Origin of the sequence: Bradyrhizobium altum (assembly GCF_020889705.1) — a bacterium.
Taxonomy (GTDB): Bacteria; Pseudomonadota; Alphaproteobacteria; order Rhizobiales; family Xanthobacteraceae; genus Bradyrhizobium; species Bradyrhizobium altum.
This window is the reverse complement of the sequence record NZ_JACMYP010000013.1, coordinates 31892-58441: the sequence shown is the minus strand read 5'-3', so window position 1 is coordinate 58441 and position 26550 is coordinate 31892. Positions and strand designations below refer to the sequence as shown.

General features: G+C 65.3%; 23 protein-coding genes. 4 read left to right on the top strand and 19 right to left on the bottom strand.

What is annotated here, in order from left to right:
• Positions 1–12 precede the first annotated feature (12 nt).
• Together H8B02_RS06445 and H8B02_RS06440 are read right to left on the bottom strand one after the other, a co-directional pair.
• The gene (locus H8B02_RS06445; RefSeq protein WP_229165417.1) at positions 13–474 is read right to left on the bottom strand and encodes a cupin domain-containing protein; all 462 of its coding nucleotides are present in this window, start codon (positions 472–474) and stop codon (positions 13–15) included.
• Between the two features lie 107 nt (positions 475–581).
• Positions 582–1097, bottom strand: coding sequence for a GNAT family N-acetyltransferase (locus H8B02_RS06440; RefSeq protein ID WP_229165416.1), 516 nt, complete (start codon positions 1095–1097; stop codon positions 582–584).
• A gap of 199 nt (positions 1098–1296) precedes the next feature.
• Here H8B02_RS06440 and plsY point away from each other — a divergent pair, with 199 nt between their 5' ends.
• On the top strand, positions 1297–1959 hold the full coding sequence (gene plsY, locus H8B02_RS06435; protein ID WP_229165414.1) for a glycerol-3-phosphate 1-O-acyltransferase PlsY: 663 nt from the start codon (positions 1297–1299) through the stop codon (positions 1957–1959).
• 74 nt (positions 1960–2033) lie between these two features.
• Here plsY and H8B02_RS06430 read toward each other — a convergent pair whose 3' ends face one another.
• From H8B02_RS06430 to H8B02_RS06360, 15 genes are all read right to left on the bottom strand, one after another.
• Positions 2034–2861: a cysteine hydrolase family protein gene (locus tag H8B02_RS06430; RefSeq protein ID WP_229165412.1), complete on the bottom strand. Its 828-nt coding sequence runs from the start codon at positions 2859–2861 to the stop codon at positions 2034–2036.
• A 45-nt stretch (positions 2862–2906) separates the two neighbouring features.
• The gene (locus tag H8B02_RS06425) at positions 2907–3815 is read right to left on the bottom strand and encodes an ABC transporter permease (protein WP_229165411.1); all 909 of its coding nucleotides are present in this window, start codon (positions 3813–3815) and stop codon (positions 2907–2909) included.
• 11 nt (positions 3816–3826) lie between these two features.
• On the bottom strand, positions 3827–4915 hold the full coding sequence (locus H8B02_RS06420; protein WP_229165410.1) for an ABC transporter permease: 1089 nt from the start codon (positions 4913–4915) through the stop codon (positions 3827–3829).
• Positions 4916–4928: 13 nt separating this feature from the next.
• Positions 4929–6482, bottom strand: coding sequence for an ABC transporter ATP-binding protein (locus tag H8B02_RS06415; protein WP_229165409.1), 1554 nt, complete (start codon positions 6480–6482; stop codon positions 4929–4931).
• Between the two features lie 2 nt (positions 6483–6484).
• Entirely contained in the window at positions 6485–7474 is a 990-nt protein-coding gene (locus H8B02_RS06410; RefSeq protein ID WP_229165408.1) for a BMP family protein, read from the bottom strand.
• 101 nt (positions 7475–7575) lie between these two features.
• Positions 7576–9021 (bottom strand): YlbE family protein, encoded by a 1446-nt coding sequence (locus tag H8B02_RS06405; RefSeq protein WP_229165406.1) that lies wholly within the window; start codon positions 9019–9021, stop codon positions 7576–7578.
• The gene (gene fdrA, locus H8B02_RS06400) at positions 9021–10619 is read right to left on the bottom strand and encodes an acyl-CoA synthetase FdrA (RefSeq protein WP_229165404.1); all 1599 of its coding nucleotides are present in this window, start codon (positions 10617–10619) and stop codon (positions 9021–9023) included. Before fdrA (H8B02_RS06400) ends, H8B02_RS06405 begins: the two co-directional genes overlap by 1 nt.
• A 205-nt stretch (positions 10620–10824) precedes the next feature.
• Positions 10825–11784: a carbamate kinase gene (gene arcC / locus H8B02_RS06395; RefSeq protein WP_229165402.1), complete on the bottom strand. Its 960-nt coding sequence runs from the start codon at positions 11782–11784 to the stop codon at positions 10825–10827.
• Positions 11785–11788: 4 nt separating this feature from the next.
• Complete coding sequence (gene fdrA, locus H8B02_RS06390) at positions 11789–13297, bottom strand: acyl-CoA synthetase FdrA (RefSeq protein ID WP_229165400.1); 1509 nt, start codon at positions 13295–13297, stop codon at positions 11789–11791.
• Entirely contained in the window at positions 13294–14544 is a 1251-nt protein-coding gene (locus tag H8B02_RS06385) for a YlbE family protein (RefSeq protein WP_229165398.1), read from the bottom strand. Before H8B02_RS06385 ends, fdrA (H8B02_RS06390) begins: the two co-directional genes overlap by 4 nt.
• Before the next feature lie 10 nt (positions 14545–14554).
• The gene (locus H8B02_RS06380; protein ID WP_229165396.1) at positions 14555–14743 is read right to left on the bottom strand and encodes a hypothetical protein; all 189 of its coding nucleotides are present in this window, start codon (positions 14741–14743) and stop codon (positions 14555–14557) included.
• Positions 14744–14947: 204 nt separating this feature from the next.
• On the bottom strand, positions 14948–15889 hold the full coding sequence (locus H8B02_RS06375) for an oxamate carbamoyltransferase subunit AllH family protein (RefSeq protein ID WP_229165394.1): 942 nt from the start codon (positions 15887–15889) through the stop codon (positions 14948–14950).
• A 15-nt stretch (positions 15890–15904) separates the two neighbouring features.
• A complete protein-coding gene (locus H8B02_RS06370; protein WP_229165392.1) occupies positions 15905–18439 on the bottom strand; it encodes a branched-chain amino acid ABC transporter ATP-binding protein/permease in 2535 nt (844 codons plus the stop codon).
• Positions 18436–19311 carry a branched-chain amino acid ABC transporter permease gene (locus tag H8B02_RS06365; protein ID WP_176530589.1) on the bottom strand — a complete coding sequence of 292 codons (876 nt, stop codon included), beginning with the start codon at positions 19309–19311 and terminating at the stop codon, positions 18436–18438. The genes H8B02_RS06370 and H8B02_RS06365 overlap by 4 nt, the downstream gene beginning before the upstream one ends.
• A gap of 40 nt (positions 19312–19351) precedes the next feature.
• A complete protein-coding gene (locus tag H8B02_RS06360; protein WP_229165391.1) occupies positions 19352–20554 on the bottom strand; it encodes an ABC transporter substrate-binding protein in 1203 nt (400 codons plus the stop codon).
• A 142-nt stretch (positions 20555–20696) separates the two neighbouring features.
• Here H8B02_RS06360 and H8B02_RS06355 point away from each other — a divergent pair, with 142 nt between their 5' ends.
• From H8B02_RS06355 to H8B02_RS06345, 3 genes are all read left to right on the top strand, one after another.
• Positions 20697–21680: a polysaccharide deacetylase family protein gene (locus H8B02_RS06355; protein ID WP_229165390.1), complete on the top strand. Its 984-nt coding sequence runs from the start codon at positions 20697–20699 to the stop codon at positions 21678–21680.
• A gap of 17 nt (positions 21681–21697) precedes the next feature.
• Positions 21698–22918, top strand: a complete 1221-nt coding sequence (locus tag H8B02_RS06350; RefSeq protein WP_229165387.1) for an amidohydrolase family protein — start codon at positions 21698–21700, stop codon at positions 22916–22918.
• 142 nt (positions 22919–23060) lie between these two features.
• Positions 23061–23798 (top strand): TetR/AcrR family transcriptional regulator, encoded by a 738-nt coding sequence (locus tag H8B02_RS06345; protein WP_229165385.1) that lies wholly within the window; start codon positions 23061–23063, stop codon positions 23796–23798.
• 52 nt (positions 23799–23850) lie between these two features.
• Here H8B02_RS06345 and H8B02_RS06340 read toward each other — a convergent pair whose 3' ends face one another.
• A complete protein-coding gene (locus tag H8B02_RS06340; protein ID WP_229165380.1) occupies positions 23851–25443 on the bottom strand; it encodes a gamma-glutamyltransferase family protein in 1593 nt (530 codons plus the stop codon).
• A gap of 151 nt (positions 25444–25594) precedes the next feature.
• Complete coding sequence (locus H8B02_RS06335) at positions 25595–26482, bottom strand: 2-hydroxy-3-oxopropionate reductase (RefSeq protein ID WP_229165378.1); 888 nt, start codon at positions 26480–26482, stop codon at positions 25595–25597.
• Between the last annotated feature and the right edge of the window lie 68 nt (positions 26483–26550).

Sequence of the window (26550 nt, the reverse complement as noted above, 5' to 3'; positions counted from 1 at the left end):
CCGGCCTGCGGTTCAGGGCCTATTCGTACGGCCGGCGTCCTTGTGCAGGAAGCGGCCGTCGGAGCTCGGGCTCATCATATCGATGTCGGAACAGGTGATGAGGTCGGCACGCGAGCGCGAGCCGACCTCGAGATAGGTCGCCGTCATCTGCGACCGGTTGATCATGTGGTGCCCGTTGCCGGAATTCTTCGGGAACGCCGCGCAATCGCCGGCGCTCAGCACCGTCTCGCCGCCGTCCTCGATCAGCACCACCTCGCCCGCAAGCACATAGACGAACTCGTCCTCATCCGAATGCCAATGGCGCTGGCTCGACCAGTTGCCGGGCGGCAGCCGCATCAGATTGACGCCGAAATCGGCAAGCCCGCCGACGTCGCCGAGACGCTGCCGGATTCGTTCCGCGCACGGTGCGGCGAATTCGGCCGGATAGCCGCTCCCCTTGCGTTCCGGCACCTTTGTCAGATCGATCTTCGGCATGGCAGCGTCCCCGGGGCGATGACAGCAAACGGATGCGTGACGTTAAGCGTGGACGTGCGGCTATCGCAACGGGCCGCCGGAATTGTGTCGGTTCACTTTGTACGACGTCAGTCGCGCCCGACCAGATCCTTCATCATCAAGATGTCATCATAGTAGCGGCCGTCAATCTTCAGCGCGTGCTGCTCCAGCCCGTACTCCACAAAGCCCATGCTCCGGTAGAGCCGGACGGCCGGCTCGTTGCCCTTCACCACGGCAAGCTGCACCAGTTCGACTGATTGCACGGCGAGCTCGAGCGCGGATTCGACCAGAAGCCGGCCGACACCGGCGCATCGCGCCTGCTGCCGCACATACATCCCGAACAGCATGCCCTTGTGTTGCCGCTTCGGCCCTTCCGCCGCAAAGAAGCCAACGATGCCGGCGAGCTCGCCGCCCCAAAACGCCCCAAGTATCGCCGCCCCGTGCGCGAGCCTCTCCGCGAACCATTCGACGGGATGCACGCTCTCCGTCTCATACGCGCTGCCGAACGCCTCGGGGCTCAAGCGCAGCGCCTCGAGACGGATGTCGCGATAAAGCGCAGCGTCCGCAGGCAAGAGGCGGCGAATCTCGATGGCGTGCGTCGTCATTCCGTGTCCTGTCTCCGTTGCGGCAGCATCGCCGATCGATCGGCATGTCGATCGCGGTATCTATCGCAAGGCCAGCCTATTCCAAAGGGGATTGGAGCGGGTAAGGGAATCGCCCCCTCGTATCCACGATATCGGCCGTCGCATAGATGGTAGACTCCGGATGACGCTTGCCTGACGCTGGCGCATCGAGGAGAGGCCTATGGTTTTTTGGATCGCGAGTGCGGCTGGATTGGCGACCGCTTACCTTCTCGGCTCGATACCCGCGGGCTATCTGGCGGGGAAACTGCTGAGGGGCATCGACATCCGGGAGCACGGCTCCAGGTCCACCGGGGCCACGAACGTTTTGCGTACCCTGGGCAAGTGGCCCGCGTTGGCGGTCCTGCTGGTCGATGTGCTGAAGGGCGCGGGGGCGATTGCATTTGCCCGCTGGTTCTTACCGTCGGTCACGCCACCGACGGCGATCGATCTGCAAACCTTGTTGCCTTGGGCGGTCTGCCTGGCCGGACTTGCGGTATTGCTGGGCCACAGCCGTTCGATCTGGTTGAATTTTAGGGGTGGCAAATCCGCAGCGACGGGGCTCGGCGTCTTGCTGGCGCTGTCCTGGCCAGTCGGTTTCGGAGCCGCTGCGGCCTTTGGCGTTGTGCTGGCAATTTCCCGGATCGTTTCCCTGAGCTCAATGTTGGCGGCGTTCACTGCAATCGCGCTGGTCTGCGCCCTGGAGCAGCCATTGCCCTATCGGCTGCTGGTCATCGCAGGTGGCCTTTACGTGATCGCGCGCCATCGCGCGAACATCCAGCGGCTGCTTGCCGGGACCGAGCCGCGCCTGGGCGGACGAGAATCGCAAGCGACGTCACAAGGCTAGTGTGTGCACTCCGAGGCGGCCGACGTCGCAAACGGCGGCCCGCCACAGGTGATGTCGCGCCGTGCCCAAGTCTGTCACGCCGTTGGATCTGCTCCTGAAATGGCCTCGATGACGTTTGACGAATGCGTCACAAAGCCAAAACATTTCTTGACGTTGAACAGGGTTGCTTCAACGCAGTAGCCCGGCGAGGTCGTTGCGCAGCAGTCCTCGACCAGGAGGCAACCGTAGCCCAGGAAATTCGCGTCGGTGAGCGAATGCAGCACGCATTGATCGGTGTTGACGCCGGCGAACAGGATCGTCTTGGTTCCGAGATTGCGCAGGATGCTGTCCAGCGGCGTGTCCCAGAAGCCGCTGATCCGGTATTTGTCGACGTGAATGTCCTCGGGCTCCTGCTGCAATTCATCGACGACGGCCGCGGCCCAGCTGTCCTTCTGCAGCACGCGCGCGCCGCTGCCCGGCAACGCCTCGCCAAGACCGATACCGACACCCTTCGGCTTGTACAGATGGAGCTGGTTGGGCGCCATGTTCTTGAGATCGGGCCGATTGCCCCAATTCAGCCAGATGACGTGCACGCCGGCGCTCCGCAACACCGGGAGAAGCTTCTGCAGCGGCTCGATCGGTGCCCGATCCGGCGTGTGATCGAGGCCGAGATGGTCGACCCATCCGCCCTTCGCGCAGAAGTCGTTCTGCATGTCGACGACGATGAGAACGGTGCGGTGCAGATCGACCGTCACGGTTTGGGGCTGCGCGTCGATCGTGACCGCCCTGGGCGGCGGCAGCGCCATCGCCATGTTGACGTTGTTGTCGTCGACCAGCCATTTGTAGCCGGGAGCAGACCCAAGGGGATTGGCGGTGCCGGGCGCGGCGGATTCCGCGGCCTTTGCTAAATTGGAACTCGTCATCGGATTGTCCTCCCTTGCCTATGTTTTCTTGAAGTCTGTTGCGGATCAGCCGCCGCGTTCGAACGGAATGGTCAGGGCCGAGGGCTGTCTGCTCTTTCCGACGAAGCCCGCGATGGCGACCAGCGCCAGCAGATATGGCAGCAGCAACAGCAGCGCGACCGGCACATCGAGCTGCAACGCCGGCACCAGGAATTGCAGCGCGGTCGCGAAGCCGAACAGCAGGCACGCCGCCAGCGTGTACCAGGGATTCCAGCCGCCGAAGATCACGGCCGTGATCGCAAGATAGCCCGCGCCCTTGGTCATGTTCTCGGTGAACGTATTGCTGTCCGCGACCGACATGAAGGCACCGCCGAGCCCGGCCAGAATGCCCGCGTAGAGCACGCCGAGATAGCGCGTCCTGGCGACGCTGATGCCGGCCTTGTCCGCGGCGCGGGGATCCTCGCCGACCGCCCGCACCGCCAGCCCGAACGACGTATATTTCAGGATCAGCCAGGTCACGACGACCATCAGGATGCTGACATAGGCAAGGCCGGTCTGGTTCGCCAACGCCGACCCGATCACCGGGATATGCGCGAGCCACGGCAGATTGAGCTGCGCGAATCCGGGGATCGGATCGCGCGACAGCGGCCCGAAGATCTCACGGTAGAGAAACGTTGTTGATCCCAGCGCCAGGATGTTGAACCCGATCCCCACCACCAGTTGATTGGCGCGCAATGTCACGCTCAACACGGCCTGCGCCCCAGCAACCGCCGTCGCGACCAATACGCCGGCCGCGACGCCAATGAGCGGCGAGCCGGTCGCCCACGATGCCAGCGCCGCCGTGAAAGCCGACATCAGCATCATGCCGTCGAGGCTGAGGTTGAGCACGCCGGCGCGCTCGCTCAGCATCTCGCCCGTTGCGGCGAAAATGATCGGAACCGCAAGCCGGAGTCCGGAACCGATGAACACAGCCATTTGTTCGTCAATCATCGGGTCACCTTTCGGTTGGTGAGGATCGCGGAGCCGGCAATGACGATGACGATCAGGCCCTGGCAGATCAGGACGACGGCGGACGGGACATGCGCCGAGATTTCCATGTTGATGGACCCCGATCGCAGGAAGCCGAACAGCAACGCACCGATCACGACGCCAACGGCCGAGCCGCGCGACAGCAGGCCGACTACCAGGCCGTCAAATCCGTAGCCGGACGAGAAATCGCTCGTCAGATAGAACTGCTGACCGAGGATCATGATCGCGCCGCCGAGACCGCCCAGGCCGCCGGAGACCGTCATGGCCAGGATCACGTAGAAGCTCGTCCGCATGCCGGCACGGCGGGAGGCCGTCGTATTCAAGCCGACGGCGCGCAGCCGCAGGCCCAGCGTGCTGTGCTTGAGCACCAGCCACACCACGACAACGGCGATCGCCGCAATCAGCAGACCGATATGGAGCGGTGATCCATTGTCCGGGAACAGCAGCGGCAGCTTGGTTGTGTCAGGAATCTCCGCCGATTCCGGCAACGACGACACGTCGCTGATCGGCTTGCGCAGCAGGTGAAAGGATTCGACCGACCAGTACACGAGCGGAAGCGCAATGAAGCTCAACAGTAGTGTGCTGATGACCTCGTTGGTACCGCGCGCCGCCTTGAGGAAGCCGGCCAAGCCGCCCCAAACGGCGCCGGCGACGGTCCCCACGGCAAGCGGCACGATGAACGCCAGTCCCAACGGCAGGCCGCCGGCGCCATGCAGGGCCGCGGCCGTCGCGAACATCCCGCCCATCGCGATCTGCCCCTCGCCGCCCACATTGGTCAGGTTGGCACGGCTGGCAAAGATGAAGCCGAGACCGACCAGCGCGAGGCTGATGGCGCGATTGATCGAGGCACCGATGTTGAAATCGCTCCCCGCCATGCCGTCCCAGAAAGCTTCGATCGCCTCAAGGACGGACGCACCGGTGGCGGCGATGATGAGCAGGCCGATCCCGAGCGCGATCAGGGTCGCTACCACCGGAACCAGAACCTGCAACGGCACGAACTCGAGCCGCGCGCCCTGCGCGACCCGCGCCAGCTTCGGATTTTTCATGACCATGGCCAACCTAGACATGCGCGTGCCCCGACATCATCGCTCCGATCGCCTCGCGGCTGAACGACCCGGCCGCGAGCTCGCCAACCAGCTTGCCGCGGTAGATCACCGCGATCCGATCCGACACCGCCATCAGCTCCTCGAGCTCGCTGGAGATCAAAAGCACCCCGAGGCCGTCGTCACGCGCGGCGCGGATGCGATTGTAGACGGCCTCGATCGCACCGACGTCGAGGCCGCGCGTCGGCTGCGCGGCGAGAAGGAACACCAGCGGATCGAGCGACAGCTCACGCGCGAGCACCGCCTTCTGCTGATTACCGCCGGAGAGGCTCGCCATCGAGACGTCCGGGCTGCTCGCCCGCACGTCGAAGTCGCGCATCATCGCCTCCGCCGCCTTGCGCCGCGCCGACTTGTCGAGCAGGCCGAAGCGGCTGAATTTTCCGATGGCGCCGAGAAACAGGTTCTCGGCAACCGACAATTCCCTGATGCAGGCCACCGCATGGCGATCCTCGGGAACGATGCCGACACCCGCATCCGTGATCTCCTGCGGCGTGCAACCGGCCACCGGCGTGCCGCCGACCACGATCGCGCCGGCGCTTGGCGAGGCGAGCCCGGCCAGGATCAATCCAAGCTCGGTCTGGCCGTTGCCCTCGACGCCCGCGATCCCGACGATCTCGCCGGTGCCGACCGTGAGGCTCAGGCCATCGAGCCGCGGCACCCCATGCGGGTCGCGATACACGAGGTCCGAGATCTGCAGCACCGCCTCACCCGGCGACACCGGACCAGCCGCGTCCGAGGGTTTCGCCGGCGTCTTGCCTTCGACGTCGACCGCCGCGGCGAGCACCGAACCGGCCGACTGGACGTCGCGGCCAACCATCGAGCGCACCAGCGACCGGATGTCGGCACCGTCCATCGCGACGGTCTCGATGATCCGGCCCTGCCGCAGCACCGTCGTGCGATCGGCCACACGGCTGATTTCGCCGAGCTTGTGCGTCACCAGGATCACGGACTTGCCGCGCAGCGCCACCTGGCGGCAGATCGCCAGCAGCGCATCGATCTCATCCGGCTGCAGCACGGCAGTCGGTTCGTCGAGCACGAGCAGTTGCGGATCGCCGAGCAGGCATTTGATGATCTCGACCCGCTGCCGCTCGCCGACCGAAAGTTCATCGATCCGCGCCTCGGGGTCGATTTCGAGGCCGTATTCCGCTGCGAGCTGCTCCATCCGCACCATGATGTCCTGCGGCTTCAGCACCGCGCTGGCGCGGCCGAGCATCAGGTTCTCGGCCACGCTCATGGTGGGCACCAGGCTGAAATGCTGATGCACCATCACGACGCCGCGCTGCAGCGCCTCCGCCGGGCCGCGCGGATCGAACGGCTCCCCGCCCAACGTCATCGTGCCGCCATCCGGCCGGTGCACCCCGAACACCAGGTTGCACAATGTCGATTTGCCGGCGCCGTTCTCGCCAAGCAGGCAGTGCACCTCGCCGCGCTCGATCAGCAGCGATATGTCGTCGAGCGCGATGAAAGCCCCGAAGCGCTTGGTCAAGCCAGACAGTTCGAGAAGAGCCACGGTCAACCCACCTTGACTTTGATCTTGTTCGACAGCAGGTCGTCCTTGAGCTCCTTGATCTTGGCCTGGATCTCAGGCGTTGCCCCGGCGCAGATCTCGATGTCGGCCGAACGTGGCCCCATCGCGAGGCCGAACTGCTTGTACTCCGGGTGCCACGTTCCGGCGACGGCCTGGTCGATGGCATATTCGACCATGAACCCGATGCCGCTGACCGTGTAGGCGATGTAGAGCGGATTGTTGTCGGAGCAGTAATTGGTATAGCTCCCGATCATCCTGGTGCCCTTCTCGCGCGCCGCCTGCTCCATTCCGCGCACGCCGAGATTAAGGATGTTGTAGTGGACGTCAGCCCCCTGCGCGATCGCGGCAAGGGTCGCTTCCTTCGCCTTGGCGACGTCGTCGAAGTCGCCGGTGTAGGTCACGAAGCATTTGGTGTCCGGCTTGACGTGCTTGGCGCCGTTCGCGAATTCCGTTCCGGTGTTGACGATGGCCGGGATTTCAAGCCCGCCGACGTAACTCACCGCACCGTTCTTTGACATCATCGCGGCGACCGCGCCGGCAATGAAGCCGATCTGGGCCTGCAGCACGTCGTATTGCGCGACGTTTTCGGTCGATTGTCCGGTCGGGCCGACGATGGAGAACTTCACCTTCGGGAACCGCTTGGCGACCTTGAGCACCGATGCCTGGGTCTGCCCCGCGGCGCCGATCACCATGTCGTTCTTGCTCGCGAGCGTGACGAGCGCCTGCTCCATGTCGGCGAACTTGACGTTCTCGATCGACGTGATCACGACCTTGTTGCCGTGGCGTTGCTCGGCCGCCTTCATGCCGTTGTAGGCCGACTCCATCCAGCCATGGTCGGCCCGCGACCCCGGAATGAGAATGCCGATGCGCAGCGGCTTCGCAGCATCGTCGGCGAAGGCGAGCCGGCCTGATGAACCGATCCAGGCTGCCGAGAGCAGGCCTGTTTGCAGAAATGCACGACGGGTACCGTTCATCTGTTTCCTCCTGTTCGTTCCGGGTGTTGCCGCAATCTTTGTTGCGGCATTTTTTCAATCGGCAGCGCGACGGCGCCGCCGTTCTCAGACTCGAATCAACGTCATCTCGCGGCCACCGTCGCTAGCGCGCCGACGGCGTCGACGAAGCACTTCATCGGCGCCTGCACGACGCCGGCGCCGATGATCCCCATGCCCGGCTCCTTGTGCGCGGTTGCGGTGTTGATGACCGGCCGCATGCTTTCGTCCACGACCTTGCGGATGTCGATGCCGACCGGAGCTCCGATGAAGTCGAGCATCGGCAGAGTGAAGCCGGGATTACGGCCGATCGTGACGTGCGCCATCTCGCGCGAGTAACGCAGCGCGTCCTGCGGCGTGCCGCCGACGAACTGCACCATCGCCGGAGCCGCCGCCATCGCGAACGCGCCGAGTCCCGCGGTCTCGGTGATCGCGCTGTCGCCGATATCGGGATTGGCATCGGCCTCGCTGAAGCCGGGCAGGAACAGGCCGACAGGGATGTCGGCCGGACCGACAAACCACTGCCCGTTCAGTCCGCTGACCCGGATGCCGACATTCACGCCGTTGCGCGCCATTGCTGTGACGATGCTGCTGAACGGCACGCCGTGCGCGGCATCCATGGTTGCTTTGCATGCCGCCATCGACAGGCTGAGGAAGAACATATCGTCCGCCCCGATCGTCCGCAGCGTCTCGTGAACCAGATCGCGCGAGATCGAGGACTTGAGCAGCGATTCCGTGACGGCGCGATACAGCAGCAGGGTCGCCGCCGTGTTGCGATTGTGGACGTCGTCGCCCATGTGCAGCGACTGCGACATCAGCGGCTTCAACGGCAATCCACCGTCGATGCCAGCGACCGCGGCCTTCAGACATGGCGCCAATACATTCTCGATGAGCTTGAGGCCTTCGATCACCTCGGGCGCGAAGGCGCCGAAACGCAGCGTCTTGGCGCCGCCGGATTCCATCATCGGCGCATAGGCGCGATTGCCCGTGGTCTGGTTCAGCACCACGAACAGCGGCATTGAGGGTGAGATGATCCCGGTCATCGGCCCGACCGCGCCGAATTCATGGCACGGCGCGAAGCGGATGCCGCCTGCCGCGACGAGTTGCTCGGCCTCTTGCTGGGTCGTCGCCCATTTCTCGTAGAGAATTGCGCCGACGACCGCCCCCTTCATTGGACCGCACATATCGCTCCAGGCGATCGGCGGACCGGCATGGAGCAGCGTCCGGCCCATGTCCGGCCAGACTTCGGACGCGTGCGCCGCGACGTCGACCCATACCGGCTGCGCGGTCAGGATGCGCTCAAGCACTTCCGCATTGGCGCGATCAATCCGCGATCCGAGGCAGTCGGCATCGCCGGCATCGCCGACCAGTTGCGCGAGGCTCCAGGCGACCTCGGAACTTCCGTCGCCGACCGGCTGCCACTGCAGACGCACCAGCGGAGCCCCGCTGCTCTCGACACCGCGGTCGAGGCCGGAGGCGCCAAGGCTGATCACCGATGTCTTGTTCTGGAGCGCGGAAGGGGCTGCGTTCATCATCGTTCTCCACCTTGCATCGCACGGCGCCCTGTGGCGTTGTCGTCCACGGCCATGCGGCTCGCGATGGCTTGCGCGGAACGGGCTGCGCCCGTGCTGCTACCGACAATCTCCGCGCCGGCGTCCGCCAACATGGCTTTCTGGGTCTCGTAGGGCTGCGGATCTGAATCCGTGCCGCAGACGAAGCAGACCACGGGAAGCTCCCGCCCCTGCGCTCGCGCTGCGGCCTTCGCCCGCCGGATCGCCGGGGCCAGGATCTCTGCCGGATTGGGGTGGCTGGCGTAACCGAGCACGACGTCCAGGACGATGCAGGCTACGGTCGGATCGTCCGCTTCCTTCAACAGCCGTTCGATCCGCACGCCATAGTCGATCATCGGATGCGGACGCCCCACCGTGAATTCGTCACTGCCCAGATCGATCGCCGTGTGCCCGTGGCTCTGTTCCACGTCGGCCAGACGATCTACGCCGGCAAGCGGCGCGTTCGACCGGGCACGAATGCCCGCCGCCCGCCAGATGGTCTGGGCTTCCGAGCAGAACGTTCCGCCGGAGTAGAGACCGCGCAGGTAGCGCTGCGAGGGTGCCAGCGACGCACAAACCCTTGTTGCCAACTGTTCGATCGTACCTTCGTTACGCTCGGGCTGGCCGGGCGCCGCAAGCGCGAGGGCCTGCCGCGCCGTCTCCTCAAGCGACGATGTGCGGTGAACATTGCCGGCGGATGCTGCCGGCTCGCCGCCGAGGAAGCAGATCACGACCGGCTTTCCGATCGCGCTGGCGCGCTCGATCGCCCGCTTCTGCACGTCGGGCGCGGGAGGCTTGGAGACGATGGCGACAACTTTGGTCTGCGCGTCGGCGGCCAGCAGCTCCAGGCCCTGCAACATGGTGATGCCGCCGACCTCGCTGGAAACGTCGTGGCTGCCGGTGCCGATCGCCTGCGAGATGCCCTGGCCATGACGATGGATCTGGCACATCACCTCCTGCAGACCTGTGCCCGACGCTCCGACGAGCCCGATCGCGCCGCGCCGAACGACGTTGGCAAATCCAAGCGGCACGCCATTGATGATGGCCGTGCCGCAATCCGGTCCCATCACCAGCAGGCCCTTCTGCGCCGCAACGCGCTTGATGGCCTGCTCCTGTTCGATCGGGACGTTGTCGCTGAACAGCAGCACGTTGAGACCCTGGCGCAGGGCCTTCAGGGCTTCCGCGGCGGCATAGGGACCCGGCACCGAGATCAGTGCGAGGTCGGCATGATCGGCCATCGCGACGCCGCCGGAGATCGAGCGCGGCGGTGCTTCCGCCGCCGATTCGGTCGATCCGCCCTTCGGTTCTTCGCCGGCGATCAGGGAGTGAATCTCCCGCTCCGCGGCTGCGAGCTTTTCGGGCGCATCGTCCGCCACAACGATCATGATATCGCCTGGCTTGGCGCTCTCGAGCGCCGGACTCATCAGCCCGGCCTGCTGCAGGAACTCCTTGTTGCTGCGCGTTCCCATCAGCAGCGTGACCCGCTGCACGCCGGTCCGGGCGACCGTGACCTGCGAGATTCGCATCAACGACACGGAATCCTTGTACAGGTTCGCCCTAATGCTGGATTGAATGGCCATTGCCTTGTCGTTCCCTTGAATCCCGCAGGCTGCTTGTTTGTCTTGTATGTGTGAGCTTGAGCCAGCGGCCAGCTCGATCGCCTGATCAGAATGAGGCGCAGATGCGCCCCAACTGCTTCAACTCGGTGAGCGCGGGCCATCTTGCTCGACGCTCGAATGCAGATTGGCGCGGGCGAATGTCCCGCCGATGCGCCAATCCCGGTGGTTACTGAACGACGTGCGTCCCGGTCTCGCCCCGCAGCGCCGCCATGGCGCAATCGAGGTGACTGATGATCGCGCGCTTGCCGCCGCCCTCGAGAAACCGGATTGCCGCATCGACCTTGGGTCCCATGCTCCCCGGAGGAAAATGTCCTTCGCGGTGATAGGCCTTGATCTCCTCGAGGCTGACCTGGTCCAGTTCCTTCTTGTTCGGCTTGCCGAAATTCACCGCGACGCGCGGGACCGCGGTCAGGATCAGCAACTCTTCGATACCAAGCACATTGGCGATATGAGCGGATGTCAGATCCTTGTCGATGACCGCCGGCACGCCGGTGCGCACGCCCTTTGCATCACGAACCACGGGAACGCCGCCGCCGCCTCCCGCAATGACGATCGTTCCCCGCTTGACCAATGCATCGACCAGCGAGATGTCGCAAACATGCTTGGGCTTCGGCGACGGCACGACATGACGCCAGCCGCGCCCGGAATCCTCGCGCATCGCCCAACTGAGCTCCGCGCTGATCTTCTTCGCCTCGTCCTCGGAAAAGAACGGTCCGACGAACTTGGTCGGATTCTTGAACGCGGGATCGTCCTTGTCCACCTCGACCTGGGTCAGCAGGCTTGCCACATGTCGCTGGTTGCCTTGCTCGCGCAGGGCATTCTCGATCGCCTGCATCAGGAGATAGCCGATGCCGCCCTGGCTGTGCGCGACGCAGATGTCCATGTCCATCGGCGGGATTCGGCTCATCGTCAGCATCTGGCGCATCATGATCTTGCCGACGACCGGGCCGTTGCCGTGCGTGATGACCAGCTCATTGTCGAGTTGCGCAAGCGGCAGCAGCGCTTCCGCAGTGATCCGCGCGACGGACTTCTGCTCCTGGGAAGTGCCCCTGATATCCTCGGGGTGAACCGCATTGCCACCGATCGCGACCACCAGGCGACGCGGCACGTCATTGAGTGTACGCATTTCCTTACCTCCCGGCATTCTGGACGATGGCAACCGCAAGCTCGCACGCCTGGGCATTCGACGGCGCAACGAGGAGTCCGGCCTGCTCCAGTTTCCTGACCTGCGCGGAGCGCCCTTGCGGATCCTGCTCCGTGCCGACGACGGACGCGATCAACGCCGGCGCATCTTGCCCGCGATCAGCGACGATCTTCGTCAGATGCTCGGCGGGATCGGCATGCGCGCCGTAGCCGAGCACAAGATCGAGCAGGACTACCGAAAGATCGCGGTTCTTGAGCGCAGCACGCAACGCGTCGTCGCGCACTGAGGGGTCGATCATCGGGTGCGGCCGGCCACGGGTATATTCGTCGTCGCCGAGGTCGATCAATCGATCCCGTCCGGCGTTCGGCTCGACGCCGAGCTTGACTACGCCGGGGATGGCGGCGTTCGACGCCACCTTCCGGCCTGCGGCAGCGAGGATCACCTGAGCTTCCGCACACAGCGTCCCGCCGGCGAACAAGCCCTCGATGCCGCCTCGGCCCCTGCGCGGAAGCCGTGATGCAACCGCATTCGCGTCGAAGCCTGCGCCGATCTTCTTGTCTCCCAGTGCCAGTTCCGCGGCGCCCTTCAGCGTCGGCGAGAAGCGGGCGTTCGGCGGCAGCTCGATCTCCGAAGCACCGATGAAGCACACGGTGTACGACTTCCGGCTTCTACCGATCCGCTCAAGGACGGACCTGGCGACATCGGGATGCGGCGGCTTCGAGATCAGCACCACATGATCGGTTTCCGGATCGGACTCGAAGGCATCGATCGCCATCAGCGTGGTGATGCCGCCGATATCCTTCTTCAGATCGCGCCCGCCGACCCCGATGGCGTGGGAGATTCCCGCGCCGGCTTCCGAGATCAGGCACGAGACCTCTTGCGTTCCGGTCCCGGACGCGCCGATGATACCGATCCTGCCGCGCCTGATCTTGTTGGCGAACGCCAGCGGCGCGCCGCCGATCACGGCGGTTCCGCAATCCGGCCCCATCATCAGGAGGCCGGCCGCCCGCGCCTGCTGCTTGAGCGACAATTCGTCCTCGAGCGACACGTTGTCGCTGAACATCAGGACATGCAGGCCGCGATTGAGCGCCTTGCGGGCCTCCCCGGCGGCGAACTCGCCGGGCACGGAAATCAGCGCGAGATTGATCTCCGGCCTGTTCTTCACAGCCGCGGCGATCGAGTGCGGTCGCCAGGCCGACTGTGCCTCGCCCTGGCTCTTCGGCTTGTCGAGCGACTTGGTCGCATTGTCGAGGGCTTCGCGGGCAGCGGTCTCGGACTCGGCCTTGACGGCGATCACGAGGTCATTGCCCTTCACGGCAGTGCCCTCCTCGAGCAGCCCCGCATTGCGCATGATCGCAGCGTTCGACGGAGTACCCATCATCAACGCCGCCTCGATCACGCCGGGCGACCCGGCGACCTCGCGCGACAGCCGCATCAGGGCGACCGAATCGAGATAGAATCCCTTGCGGACCTCATTGAGGACAACGACGCTCATGACACACCCAAATCCTTGGCGATCGCGACGATCGCCTGCTGGAAGCACGCCAACGGCGCCTTGACCACGCCGGCACCGACCTGGCCGATGCCGGGCTCGCGATGCGCGATGCCGGTGTTGATGACGGGCACCACGCCGGAATCGACGACCAGGCGGATATCAATGCCGGTCGGCACGCCCGCGAAGTCCATTGCGGCGATGGTCCATTCCGGATTCTGCGCAACCGTGATCTCGCCCATCGAGCGGGTGAAATTGCCGGCCTCGGACGGCGCGCCGGCCCCCACGAAGCCAGCAACTGCGGGCGCGGCCGCCATCGCAAATCCGCCCAGGCCGATCGTCTCGACGATCGCGGAATCGCCCATGTCCGGATTGGCGTCCTTCTCGGAATAGCCAGCGAAATACAGCCCTTCCGGCATTTCGACCGGTGCAGTGAACCATTGCTCGCCGAGCCCGCTGACGCGGATCCCGAAATCGGTGCCGTTGCGGCACATCGTGGTGACGATGGTCGAACCCCGAATGCCGTTGGCGGGATCAGTGATCGCCTTGCCCATCGCCATCGCGATGTTGAGGAAGAACTGATCGTTCTGCCCGATGAACGCGAGGCATTCGGCGAGAACAGCGTTGTCGGTCGAGGTTCGCGCCATCCAGGGCGCGATCTCACGAAGGAAGACGCTCGAGCAGGCCAGATTGCGCTGATGCAGTTCGTCGCCCATCGACAAGCCCCGCGCGACGATCGATTTCAGGTCGATGCCGCCGGCGGCACGGATCGCCTTGCCGAGCGTCGGCCCGAACACGTCGCGCAGCCAGGCGAGCCGCTTCAGCACGCTCGCATCGTTGCCGCCGAAGCGCATCACCTTGCCGAGCCCCTCGTTGATCGCGCAATAGGCGCGGTTGGCGAAGCGCGCGTTCTCGACCACGAACAGCGGCATCGACATCGTCGTCATGCCGGTCATCGGGCCGACTGCACCGAAGTGGTGGTTCGGGTGAAATTCGATCTCGCCATTGGCGGCGAGCTTGGTCGCGGTCGGCAGATCTTGCGCCCATCCCTCGAACACGATGGCGCCCGCGACCGCGCCGCGCATCGGGCCGCACATCCTGTCCCAGGAGATCGGCGGTCCGGCGTGGAGGATCATCCGTTCGCGCAGGCCCGGGATCAATTCGCGGGCGGGAACGATGTCGATCAGCCGCGGCTCCCCTTCGAGGATCCGGGCGAGCGCCTGCTGGTTTGCGTCTTCGATCAGCTTCATCGGTGCGCGCTCACACACCGAGCTTCGCGAGCAGAGCCGCCATCTGCGGATCTCCGCCCGCCGACGGCTTCCAGTCGACGTGAACGACGTCGATGCCGCAGTCGCTGAGGTCCTTCACGAACCCCTCAAGCCCGACATTCACGACTTCGACCTTGCGCGCCAGCAACTGCTGATACTGCGGCCTATCCTGATCCGTCATCGTCTCCGCCCTAACAAAGTTCATTTTCGTTGTGTCGAGTTAATAAGAAAACACTTACTTCGTCAAGACCGGATTCTCGAAGAATGCGAATTTCCGCACCCGCTCGAACAGCGGACCGGCCGAAGCGCATCCCGCCTTAAAAAAAGAGCTCCGAACTTCGTTCGGAGCAGTCTGGGAGAACTCGAAATTTGATCTGCAACGGCCTCACCGCTCGCGCAGGGCGTGGCGCAGGACGATCAGACTGCCGGCGAATGCATCCAGTCCGGATGAATGCCCGATCGCCGTCAGGGCCGTGAGGGCGCGATGAAATTCGGCGGCCTCGCCGCTCATCGTTGCATGGATGGCAGCGTGCAGCGCCGCCGCGCCGTAACCCAGCGCCGCTGCGCGCAGATGGATTCGGCTGACGTCGTTGGTGCCGTCGAGCAGCGCGCGGCAATGTTCCCACAATGCATCGCGACATTCGATGCGTCCGAGCGCTGCCAGCGCGATCAGCGCACCGCCGATCAGGTCGTCGCCGGACGGCGTAAGCCCCGGCCCGAGACCGATCAGGCTGGCAAGCCCGGACTCGCGATCCGCATGGTCATCCGAGCCTGCGAGGATTAGCTCCAGCGCGGCGAGACCGGGCATGGCAGCCCGAACCAGCGCAGAGCCGTCGCCCGGAGCACGTCCGGACCCGGCCACAGCGAGGCCCTCCGAAGTCAGATCACCGCCCCACACTTCGTCGACAGCATCAAGGCCGCGTCGCAGGCTGGCCGTCGACCAGTGTGGTGCGGCGGGCGGCGCCCAGACCGACCGCGCGGCCAGATTCGCGAGCGGCGTCGCTCCGATCCACAGAATGGAGTCCGCGACCCGCACCGGATCGCCGACCACAAGGCCCGGCCAGCGGAAGTCGCCGACCACGTGCAACGGACCCGATCCGATGCCGATCCGTCCAACGCAGATCCAGATCCCGTCGATCACGGCGTAGAACGAACGTTCGAACACGGCGACGACCTGGCCCGCGGCGCGATCGCGAAGCGCCCTGTCGGCAAGGAGCCCCACTTCCACGTCGGGACAGACCGTCGCTGCGGATTCGGGACGCCGCTCGTCCGGCGCGCCCACGCGACCCGACTGCCTTCCGTCCGTTTCGCGGCCTTCGACCAACATCCGCCCTCGCCTCCCTCAGCGTGCCTGTGCCGCGAGCCGTTGCGGCGCGCCGGCCTGGGCCTCGCCACCCAGATAGGCCGCCTCAAGCAGCGGATCCTCGGCGATGATGTCGGCAGCCCCGCTCTTCAGGATCGCACCGGTCTCCAGCAGATAGGCCCGGTCGGCCAGCGCGAGCGCGTGGCCTGCCATCTGATCGACCACGATGATGGTCATGCCCTCGCTGCGCAGCCGCTCGAAGGACGCGAACAGTTCATCGACCACGAGCGGCGCCAACCCGAGCGACGGCTCATCCAGCATGAAGATCTTCGGCCCGGTCAGAAGTCCGCGCGCCACCGCGAGCATCTGCTGCTCGCCTCCGGACAGCAGGCCGGCGCGCTGGTCGATGCGCTCCTTCAGCCGCGGGAAGCGCACGAACATCGCCTCGATCTCGGCATCGAGGTCGATTCCCTTGCGCGCATAGGCGCCGAGTTGCAGGTTCTGCTTCACCGTCAGCTCCGGAAACACCTGCCGCCCTTCCGGCACCAGCACGACGCCATAGCGGGCACGAACATGTGCGGGCATCCTGTCGATGCGCGTCTCGGCGAGGCGCACTTCACCCGTGGAGCGCGGCGGTTCGAGACCGGCGATCGACCGCATCAGGGTGGTCTTGCCGGCGCCGTTCGCGCCGAGCACGGCGACCGCCTCGCCGGGAGCGACCACCAGATCGATACCATTCAGGGCGCGCGACAGGCCATAGAACGAATCGAGCGTCTTGACCTCGAGCGCGGTGCCCTGCCGCGCTGGCCGCGGCGCGCGGCTCTTCTCGCCGGCCGTCGCATCGCCGAGATAGGCCTTGCGGACCAGCGGATCGTTGCGGATCGCCGCCGCATCGCCAATCGCGATGCGCTTGCCGCCGTCGAGCACGACGATGAGATCGCTCAGCGACATGATCATCGGCATGTCGTGCTCGACGATGATGACGGCGATCCCGAGATCGGCGATCCGGCGCAACAGCGCAGTCAGGCGCTGCTTGTCGCCCTTCGAGAGGCCCGCCGCGGGCTCGTCGAGCAGCAGGATGCGGGGCCGCAACGCGAGCGCGCGCGCGATCTCGACCAGGCGCTTCTCGCCATGGGACAGCGAATCCGCAAGACGATCGACATCGCCGTCGACACCGGCAAAGCGCAGCAGGAACCGGGCGAAACCCTCAGTCTCCGCATTGCGCAGCGCGGAGACAACGCCGCCGAGACGGCCGACCCGCTCGGCCAGCAGGATGTTTTCCAGGATCGTGAGCGAGCCGAACAGCTGCGTGGTCTGGAACGTGCGCGCCACGCCGACCCGCGCCAGCAAATGCGACGTCATGCCCGTGACATCGCGATCGCCGAGCTTCACCGTCCCCGCCTGCGGCCGGTAGAAGCCGCAGAGCAGATTGAGCGCGCTGGTCTTGCCCGCGCCGTTGGGACCGATGATGCTGGTGACGGCACCGGGCGCCGCCTTGAACGATACGCCCTGGACCGCGCGCACGCCGCCGAACGAGATCGAGAGATCCGTCACGTCGAGCCCCGCCGCGTTGTGGGTCTCGAGGATCGCCGCATCGGTTTCCGCCGCAGCGATCGCGGGCTCGGCCACCGGCTTGCGTGCCGGCAGGAATCTTGCCGCGAGTTGCTCCGCGAGGCCGACGATGCCGGAGGGCGCGGCGCGCAGCACGACGAACAGCAGCACGCCGAAGGCCAGCAGGCGATACTCGGCGAGATCCGACAGCGCTTCCGGCAGTAACACCACGAGCGCAGCGCCGATCACCGGGCCGAGCACCGAGCCGGCGCCGCCGACCATCACCGCGAACAACAGCAGCACCGATTGCAGGAACGGGAACGAGCTCGGGCTGATATAGCCCTGCAGCGGCGCGAACAGCGCGCCGGCCAGCGCCATCGCGGCCGCCGAGATCACGAAGGCCACGGCGCGGACCTGCACCAGATCGATGCCGAGCGAGCGCGTCGCGACCTCGGTATCGCGGGCGGCACGCATGGCATAGCCCCAGCCGCTGCGCTTCAGCCGCTCGAACAGGATGAGGCCGGCGAACACCAGCACGACACCAGCGATGGCAAGCGAACGCTCGGACAGCGCATAGCCGAACACGCTCGGCGGCGCACTCAGCATCAGCCCGTTGCCGCCGCCGGTGAGATCGCGCCACTCGATCGTGACATGCTCGACGATGAAGCCAAAGGCAATCGTCACCATCGCGAGATACGGCCCGCGCACGCGCAGCGCCGGCATCGCGAGCAGGCCGCCGACGATGCTGACCAGCACGATGGCCCCCGCCGTCGCGGCGAAGTAGGGCCAGCCAGCCTTCTCCATCAGCAGCACGGTGGTGTACGCACCGATCGCCATGAAGCCGATATGGCCGAGCGAGATCTGGCCCGCGAGGCCAAGCAGGACATTGAGGCCGATGCAGCCGATCGCCGTCAGCGAAATCGTCGCGATCAGGAACACCGAATAGCTGTCCGCGATCGCGGCATAGCCGATGGCAATGGCGAACGCCGCGACCGCGACGAGAAGGGAGGCGCGCGAGGTCATACCTTCTTAACTCCAGCTCGGCCGAGCAGCCCGTGCGGCATGACGACGAGGATGACGATGACGGAAGCGAACGTGATGATCTGGGTGTAGACCGACCCGAGATAGTTGGTCGCGAACACCTCGATCAGGCCAAGACACAATCCGGCCAGCATGACGCCCCAGGCGCTGGCGAGACCGCCGATGATCGCGGCGGCGAACGCCTTGATGCCGAACAGCGTGCCCATCTCGGACGAGACGTTGAACAGCGGCGCGATCAGCAGCGCGGCGACGCCTGCCAGCATGGCCGACACCGCGTAGCTCGCGGCAATGGCGCCGCTGACATTGATGCCCATCAGCCGCGCGGCATTGGGATTCTGCACCACCGCAAGCATCGCGACGCCATGCCGCGTGCGGCGCGTGATCAGATGCAGCGCCAGCGCAAGCAAGAGGCCGACCACCGGAATCAGGAGCTGCAGGGGGTAGACTCCTGCCCCCTCCACGATCTGGATCGGCTTGGCCGCGAGCATCGACGGGAAGCTGCGCGGCTCCTTGCCGAACACGAACAGCATCACATTGTCGACGATGATGCCGACCGCAACGGTCGCCATCAGCCAGTTGTCCGAGCCGCGCAGCACGAACGGACGAACCGCGAAGCGCTCGATCAGAACGCCGTAAACCGCGCAGACCAGCAGCACCGCTGGGATGCCGATCGCGGCCGGCCAGCCCCACACGATGAGGAAGAAGTATCCGGCAACGGCTCCCAGGGTCATCGAGCTGCCCTGCGAGAAGTTGACCGTGCCGGATACGGCGTACGTGACGTGAAAGCCCAGCGCGAGCAGACCGTACATGCTCCCCAGCGCCATTCCGGTTATTATCGCCGAAAGAAACGACATCGATGATCACCCCGATCTGCTTGCTGGACGACCGCTGCCGTCAGTTCTTGAACGGCAGGATGTGGTTGTCCTCGAAATGGGCCCAGATGTAGTCCTGCGCCGTCAGCGCATCGTGCTTGTCCTGGGCGAACGGCCTCTCATAGGTCTTGATCAGGCCTTCCAGCCGGTCGATTCCGTAGAAGCCGTCACGAATGGCGGTCGGATCCGTGCTACCGGCCTTCTGGATCGCACCGGCGATCACCAGGACGCTGTCATAGGCGTTGGCGAAGCCGACCGCGGGCGTCACGTCCGCCGGGCCCTTGATGTCCGGATACTTCGCCTGCAACTCGGCGAGCACGCGCTTGCCGACCGGCGAGAGGTTGCCGAAGAAGCTGTAGGTCTGGACGAACACGACGCTCTCGGCGCTCGGGCCGGCGAGCTCGGTGAAGCGGCCGCCGGCCGGCCCCCAATGCGACACGATCGGCGGCGCCCAACCCATCCGGTCGAGCGATTTCACGACCTGCGAGGATGGACCGACATTGCCGACCAGGAACAGGGAGTCGGCGCCCGCCTGCTTGAGCCGGGACAATTGCGCGACCACGTCGACATCGTTCGCCTCGAACTTCTCGACACCCGCCGGCTCGATCCCGGCCGCCTTCAGCGCCGCGCGCAGGCCGTGCTCATTCGATTCGCCCCAGGGATTGTTGACGAGGATGAGGCCCGGCTTCTTGGCTGCGAAAGTCTTGCCGGCGAACGCAACGATCGCCTTGTCGACCTCGTCGTCCATCGCCGAGACGCGGAACACGTAGTTGGACGCGGCGCCGTTCTGCGTGATGTTGGTTCCGGCGGCCCAGGGCACCACGAACGGCATCTTGACGTTGTTGACGAACGGCACGATCGCGAGCTGGACGGGCGTATCGAGACCGCCGAGCAGCACCGCGACCTTCTCGCGCTGGATCAGTTCGCGCGCGGCGGTCAGCCCCTTCGCAGGATTGCTTTCATCGTCACGGCGCACCAGCTCCAGCGGACGGCCGAGCACGCCCCCTTTCGCGTTGATCTCCTCGATCGCGATCGTGGCGCCGCGGGTCAATGCTTCGCCGGCGCGCGCCGACTGGCCCGACAGCGCCGTGACCAGGCCGATCTTGATCGGCTCGGCGGCCCGCGCCCGCTCCGCAAGTGGCACAGAGCCGACGAGAATGGCGAGCGCGCCCTGCAAGACAACGCGGCGGCACAACCCGGTGATGGGGGTACAAGCGTAGCTCATTTCTGCAATTCCTCCCGCTCGGACGGCTCCCGAGCCGCCTCTGGTCCGCTGCCGCCGTCTCCGCGGCCTTGACGGAAGTAAAAACTTTCTTCACAAATTGACGAATGTCAAGCGGCTGATCGCGCGCCGAATGGAGATTGCAATGCAACGGGAGACTGGAGCGGAACCGGAGCGGGCCACCTCACGTGGCGTTCTCGGCGGTGCAACATCCGCGCAAGCGGCGGATCCAGCGCGGGGTCTCGTCTCTCATGACCGCTATCGCTACAGCGCGATCACGCGCCGCCCCGACTTCGCATGGCCAAACGGAAAGCGGCTCGCGGTTTACATCGCGCTCAACCTCGAGCATTTCGCTTTCGGCGATGGACTTGGCGCCGAACTCTGCCCGGGCGGCCCGCATCCGGACGTCCTCAACTACGCCTGGCGCGATTATGGCAACCGGGTCGGCGTGTGGCGGCTCATCGATCTGTTCGACGAACTGAAACTGCCGGTCTCCGTGCTCGCGAACAGCAGCATCTATCACTACTGCCCGGAAGTCATGGACGCTTTTCGCGCGCGCGGCGACGAGGTCGTCGGCCATGGACGGACCAATTCCGAACGTCAGGGCGTGCTTTCACCTGCCGAGGAGCAGCGACTGATCGAGGAGGCGACGGATGTCATCGCGGGTGCCGAGGGACGACGGCCGCTTGGCTGGCTCGGTCCGTGGATCTCGCAATCCGCGGTGACGCCGGACCTTCTCGCCGAAGCGGGCTACCAATACCTGCTCGACTGGTGCATGGACGATCAGCCGGTGTGGTTCTCGACAAGGGGTGGCGGGCGGATCCTGTCCGTGCCCTATCCACAGGAACTGAACGACATCCCCTCGATTGTCGGGCGCAAGGACAGCGGCGAACAGTTTGCGACCATGATCACGGACACATTCGAGGAGATGCTTACGCAATCCGCCAAGCAGTCGCTGGTGATGGGCATCGCGCTGCATCCATATCTGGTCGGCCAGCCGCACCGGCTGCGGCCGCTGCGACGCGCCCTGCAGGCGATCGTCGCACGGCGCGAGGACATCTGGATCACCACCGCCGGTGAGATCGCGGCATTTTCGCGCGCCCTGCCCGACGGCATCGTCCCGACATAAGAAACTGGAGACCCAAATTGACAGCCATCGACACACTCTTTCAGAACGCGCGGCTGACCGACGGCCAGCTGGTCGAAATCGCCGTCCGCGGCGGCAAGATCGTGGCGATCGCGTCGTCCCCGCAAAGCTACGGCGCAGTCGGCGAAAGGCGCGACCTTGGCCGACGCCTGGTGCTGCCCGGCATGGTCGAAGGTCACATCCACCTCGACAAATGCTTCATCGGCGACGACTGGAAGCCGCACCGGCCCTGCACCGCCGGCTTCAACGTGCGCGAGCGCGTCAAATTCGAGAAGGAAGCACTCGCCGGCGCCAAGCCGATCCCGGTTCGGGCCGCGGCCCTGATCGACCTTTGCGTCTCGCAGGGCACCACTCACATGCGCAGCCACGTGGATGTCGATGCCGAGGTCGGCCTGCGACATTTCGAACCGATCGCCGCCGCGCGGGAGGCGCACCGGGAGAAGCTTTCGATCCAGATCGTCGCGTTTCCCCAGAGCGGCATCCTGACATCGCCCGGAACGGCCAAATTGCTCGAGGAAGCCGTTCGCGCCGGCGCCGATCTGGTCGGCGGACTTGATCCCGCAGGCCATGATGGTGACGTCGCCGGGCATCTCGACGTCGTCTTCGGGATCGCCGAGCGGCATGGCGTCGGCATCGATATTCACCTGCATGATGGCGGTCTGCAGGGTATCTCGGAGATCGAGGAGATCGCGCGACGCACCAAAGCGTCGGGTCTTGGCGGCAAGGTCACGATCAGCCATGCCTACGCGCTCGGCGAAGTGGCTAGCGACGTGGCTCAGCGTACCGCGCAGCAGCTTGCCGAGGCCGGCGTCGCCATTCTCACCAATGCCCCGGGCTCGCGCACATTTCCGCCCGTGTTGCTGCTTCGCGATGCCGGTGTCACTGTGTTCTCCGGCAACGACAACATCCGCGATTCCTGGTGGCCCTACGGCGACGGCGACCTGCTCGAACGCGCAATGATGGTCGGCTATCGCTCCGGCTTCAACACTGACGATCAATTGGCTGCGGCCTTTGACATGGTGACGACCAACGCAGCGCGCGCGCTTGGCCTCAAGGACTACGGCCTCACGGTCGGCGGGACGGCGGATTTCGTCGTGCTGGACGCCCGGCATGTCCAGGAAGCCGTGGTCGCTCGTCCCAAGCCACGCGATGTCTACAAGGCTGGCCGACTCGTCGCGCACAACGGCGTGATGGTGGCAGCCGGCGCCCGGAAGCAGTGAACATGGAGGAATCGCACTTGACGAACAGTCGCAATGCCGATCTCAATCCCAGCTGCTTGCGCCGGGAACCGGTCCGCTGCCCGATGTGGCCTGATGCGGACGTGCCCTGCGTGAATGCCCGAGCCCAGGCAAGGTTGACGCCGTGACAGAGACGACAGCACCGACCAGCCCCACCCGCACCACCACACGCGGAAAGCGGCCTCGCGACTCCGCGCTCACCAAGGAAGCGATCCTGCGCGCCGCGACCTTCGAGTTCTGTCACAATGGCCTCGGCGGCGCACGCGTCGAGGCCATTGCGCAGCGCGCCAAGGCCAATATGCGCCTGCTCTACGCCTATTTCGGCGACAAGAACGGGCTCTACATTGCAGTCCTCGAGGACGTCTACACCGAAATTCGCGCGGCCGAACAGCGGCTGAAACTGGATGATCTCGAGCCGATCGCCGCAATGAGCGGGTTGATCGATTTCACGTTCACGTTCTTCGGGCAGCACCAGAACTATATCGCCCTGATCAACACCGAGAACCTTCAGCGTGGACGCAATATGCGCAAGTCGCGCAAGATTGCCGATCTCACTTTGCCCCTGGTTGCAAGCATCGAAAGCATTCTGCGGCGCGGCGTGGCGGCGGGCCTGTTTCGCGGTGACGTCGATCCCATCCAGCTCTATGTCTCTATCACCGCGATGAGCTATTTCCACGTTTCCAACCGGTACACATTGTCGGCGATGTTCGACAAGGATCTCGGCGCGTCGGACTGGCTAGAGCTGCGCCGCGAGCATGCGCAGGACATGATCCTGACCTGGCTGACGGCCCCTGTCGGGGGACGCAAGGACAAGTCAGCAGGACCGAAGGCGACGGCGCGCCTCGGCAAGCCGTCCCGCTAGCGGGCAAGCCGCACGACGCAATATCGTGCGGATCGAGAGCAGCGAATGCCCCTCAGCGGGTCGCAACGACGCCGTCGCTGCGAGGATCGCTGGCTCCTTCCATCAGGCCGTCCGGATGCCAGACGATCGCGCCGGCGTGTCCCATGACCTCCTCGAACGGGCCGGTCACCTGAATGTCGTGGCCGAGCGCGCGTAACCGTTCGATGATCGCGGGATCGAAGCGGGATTCGATCTTCAAATTGTTGTTTTCCTCGCCCCAGGTGCGGCCGAGCAACCAGCGCGGCGCGGTAATCGCGGACTGCAGCTCCTGGCCGTGCATGGCGTAACGGGAGAAGATCGCGGCCTGGGTCTGCGGCTGCCCCTCTCCGCCCATCGTGCCGAAGGAGATCAGCCGCCCGTCGCCGAGTTCGGCCATCGCCGGCTGGATCGTGTGAAACGGCAGGCGTCCCGGATCCAACCGATTGGTATCGGTCTCGTTTAGGCTGAAGCTCGTTCCGCGATTTTGCCAGGTGACTCCGCTCTCGGGCAGGATGACGCCCGAACCAAATTCCCAGTAGACACTTTGAATGAAGCTGACGCTGAGTCCGCTGCGATCGGTCGCAGCGAGCCACACCGTATCGCCATGCTTGGACGGATCGGGCCACGGCGCGGCGCGGTGGTCGGAGACCGTTTCGTGAAGCCCGGCGAGCGATTCCTCGGTCAGGAATTCGGCGGCCGGGCGCTTCATGTAGTCGGGATCGGTCACGTGGCCGTTGCGAATACGGAACGCAGCTTTCGTGCATTCGACGAGCCTGTGCAGATGATCGACGCCATCGGCTTCGCCAGCGATGCGCCGGGCATAAAGTGCCAGGATCAGGAGCGAGGCCAGCCCCTGCGTCGGCGGAGGCATGTTGAAGACCTTGTGTCCGGACACCTCGACCGACAGCGGCGTCACCAGCGATGCCTGATGCCGCTCCAGATCAGCCAATCGCAGCGGGCTCCCTACCCGCTCGAGGTCGGCCGCCAACGAGCGCGCCAGTTCGCCGCGATAGAAATCAGACAGCCCACCCTTGGCCAGACGCCGCAGCGTCGCGGTGACACGCGGCTGCCGCAGCCGCGCGCCGAGCGCGAGCGGGGCGCCTTGCGGCAGATAGACCTCGGCATAGCCGGGCACGTCTTCGAGCTCATGCCGCTTCTTGCGGATGTTCTCGTGCAGCGTGCTGGTAACGGCGACGCCCTCCTCGGCATGCCGGATTGCGGGCTCGAGCAGCCGCGCCATCGGCAGCCGACCGTCATGGCGATCGCGGCTGAGCTCATAGGCCTTCTGCCAGCCGTCGATGGTCCCGGCGACGGTCAGCGCGGCCAGCGGGCCGCGGCCAGGAATGCTGCTGCAGCCACGCTCGCGATACCAGCCGCGATCCGCCGCCATCGCTGCGCGTCCGCAAGCCTGAATCCCGACCGGCATCGAACCGGCGCGGCCGACCAGCCAGAAGCTGTCGCCGCCGAGGCCGTTCATATGCGGATAGACCACGGCAATCGTCGCGGCCGAGGCGATCATCGCCTCAATGGCATTGCCACCTTCCGACAGGACCGCGAGTCCAGCCTGCGCCGCCAGGTGGTGCGGCGCGGTCACCATGCCGCCATAGCTTCGTTTTGTCTGCAACATCAGCCGTCTCTCCCAACCACGGTATGTAATAATATTTTTACTTACCGTGTCAAGGAGCCAAAGATCGCTCTTTGGGATACGGGTGCCGGGCCGTCGATATCGTCACCGGGGCGGATTATTCAAAGTCCGCACGGTGACCATTGCATGAAGCTCAGGCAGCCGCCACCTCGTGGCCCGCCATGACTTCCAGCGCTCTCAGAATTGCGGAATGGTCCCAGGCCTTGCCGCCGAGCGCGTTGCAGGCGTTGAACAGCTGCTGAGCTGCCGCGGTGCCCGGCAGCGACAACCCGAGTGCCCGTGCGCCTTCCAGCGCGAGGTTGAGATCCTTCTGATGCAGCTCGATGCGAAAGCCTGGATCGAAATTGCGCTTCAGCATCCGCTCGCCGTGCACTTCAAGGATCCGGGACGAGGCAAAACCGCCCATCAACGCCTGGCGGACCAGCGCAGGATTGGCGCCCGCCTTGGACGCAAACAGCAGGGCCTCGCTCACCGCCTCGATGGTCAACGCCACGATGATCTGGTTCGCAACCTTGGTGGTCTGGCCGTCGCCATTGCCGCCGACATGCGTGACATTCTTCCCCATCGTGTCAAACAGGGGCTTCATCGCGTTGAACGCCCGCTCCCGCCCGCCAACCATGATGGTCAGGCTTGCGGCCTTTGCGCCAACCTCACCGCCGGAAACCGGCGCGTCGAGATAGTCGGCTCCCAGCGCATCGATCTTCCGTGCAAACTCCTTCGTCGCCAGCGGCGAGATCGAGCTCATATCGACCACGATCATGCCTTTGGAGACTCCCTCCGCGACGCCGCCTTGACCGAACAGCACGGCTTCCACATGCGGCGTATCCGGCACCATGATGATCACGGCGTCCGCTTCCTGCGCCACCTGCCTGGCGGACTCGCAAGCGACGCCGCCGGCTGCAATCAGCTCCGGCGGAAGAGGTGCGACGTCGTGCAGGAACAGGCGATAGCCGGCAGCCAGGAGGTGGCTCGCCATCGGACGTCCCATGGTGCCGAGCCCGATGAATCCTATGTCTTTCATTTGTCGTCGCTCCTGTCAGCCGGATTGGGATGTTTTCCTGCGAAGCGGATACCGTTCGCGTGAGGAAA